The 1,745-nt window shown below is 53.3% G+C and carries 3 protein-coding genes; all 3 read left to right on the top strand.

The window, feature by feature from the left end:
• Positions 1 to 349 precede the first annotated feature (349 nt).
• Positions 350 to 913 carry a phage tail protein gene (locus tag VZ95_RS13695; protein WP_045776348.1) on the top strand — a complete coding sequence of 188 codons (564 nt, stop codon included), beginning with the start codon at positions 350 to 352 and terminating at the stop codon, positions 911 to 913.
• A 30-nt stretch (positions 914 to 943) separates the two neighbouring features.
• The gene (locus VZ95_RS13690; RefSeq protein WP_045776347.1) at positions 944 to 1,483 is read left to right on the top strand and encodes a phage tail protein; all 540 of its coding nucleotides are present in this window, start codon (positions 944 to 946) and stop codon (positions 1,481 to 1,483) included.
• Positions 1,484 to 1,504: 21 nt separating this feature from the next.
• Positions 1,505 to 1,745, top strand: a 241-nt coding sequence (locus VZ95_RS13685) for a phage tail protein (RefSeq protein WP_045776346.1), incomplete at its 3' end; no start/stop codon positions are given.

The following is a 1,745-nucleotide window of genomic DNA, read 5'->3' as shown; positions in this document are numbered from 1 at the left end:
TGCTGTTCCATTTGGCTCACCCAAATTCATTTACCGCTCAAGCATCACAGCGAAGGGAGGCGCATTGCCACGCCTCCAAGCCGCAATTCAGGTCACATATTACTCTGTTGTCGCCCAAAGAACAAGTACACGCCCAGATTGACGGAGGATGGCCCCCGTGCCTGCACATGCAACTTATTTTAGAGTAATACTAGTTATCAACTCTTTAGCATATGATTATATTTTTTTCAATCGGTTTTATTCTTAAATTGACTCACTTCCCGTGTGACTCCCGGTCAGTGCTATGGTGTTTTAAGGGCACGGCACGATCCGAATCACCTTGAAAGCGTGCCGAGCGGAGGAGGGTGCAATGACAGATAACTTTATCGGTGAACTCAGAGTTTTTGCGTTTGGGCGGGTCCCAAGAGGCTGGCTGCCCTGTAACGGCCAGATTCTGACGATTCAACAGTATCAGGCGCTCTTTGCACTATTGCATAACACCTATGGCGGTGATGGAAAGGTGAATTTCGCGCTGCCGGATTTGCGCGGTCGTGTTGCGGTTGGTATGGGCCAGTCCCAAGCTGGTGGGACCGTCTTCCAACTGGGTAAAACCGGTGGGGCCGAGGGCGTTACGCTAACCCCCGCACAAATGCCGCCGCATATTCACACGTTGGTGGCGTCGCAATCCACCACAACGACGGCGGCAAACCCGTCGGGCAATTACATTGGCCTTGCCGCGGCCAGCGGAGCGGGAACGCCGCCGTTTAATCTCTACAGCTCCAGTCCTTCCTCGCCGACCGATCCGAATTGGATACCGCTGCATACGTCGACGATTTCAAGCTCAGGTGGGGGTGCCCCTCATGAAAATCGGCAACCGATTCTCGCGTTGCAAATCTGCATTGCAACGCAGGGCATTTGGCCGCCGCGCAACTAATTTCGGCCCCCTTATCGACTGGAGGAACCCATGGCAGAGTTTTATATCGGCGAAATTCGCCTTTTTGCGTTCGACCAATATGCGCCGGCCAATTTTTTGCCCTGCGACGGCCGCGCTGTGAGCGTTGCCGAATATCAGGCGCTGTTTTCTCTCATTGGCACGACCTATGGCGGCAATGGGACGACAAATTTTAATCTTCCGGATTTGCGCGGGCGTACCCCCGTTAACTTTGGTCAGTTAACTGGCGGCACGAACTATGCGCTCGCCCAGAAGGCTGGCGTAGAGGAGGTTCAACTCACGTCCGCAACCGTTCCCGCCCATAATCACATTGTGTCTGTCGCAAAGACACCGGCGACCGGGATGCTCCCCTCCTCGGGGAACGCTCCTGGGGATGTTACGCCCAATTTCTACTATTGTAACGAAATGCAAGCGGGGACGCTGTTTCAAACAGCGTCGCAAACGGTTCAGGTCGATGGCGGCGCCAATCAGTCGCATCTGAACATTCAACCCAGCTTAGTGCTGTCGTACGCAATTGCCGTAAACGGCCTCTATCCAGACTTCAACAATTAACCGTATTTTCGGGAGGCTGTTATGGCAGACGCTTTTATTGGCGAAATTCGCATGTTTCCTTTCGGATATAATCCGATCGGTTGGTATGCCTGCAATGGGCAGCGGATGGTTTTGCAACAGTATCAGGCCTTATATGCCTTATTGGGGAGCCGGTTTGGTGGCGACAACCAGACCTACTTCAATCTTCCCAATCTGAACGGGCGTATTCCTGTTGACGCTGGGATCTCGTCGACGACGGGGACGCAGTATGTTTTTGCCCAAA

It is taken from the genome of Elstera litoralis, from assembly GCF_000963705.1.
Classification (GTDB): Bacteria; Pseudomonadota; Alphaproteobacteria; order Elsterales; family Elsteraceae; genus Elstera; species Elstera litoralis.
Note: the sequence above shows the minus strand (reverse complement) of the source record. Positions and strands in the feature narration are given on the sequence as shown.

Coding starts and splice junctions, on each gene's coding strand:
- VZ95_RS13695 (WP_045776348.1), top strand. CDS start 350: ATGACAGATAACTTTATCGGTGAACTCAGAGTTTTTGCGTTTGGGCGG.
- VZ95_RS13690 (WP_045776347.1), top strand. CDS start 944: ATGGCAGAGTTTTATATCGGCGAAATTCGCCTTTTTGCGTTCGACCAA.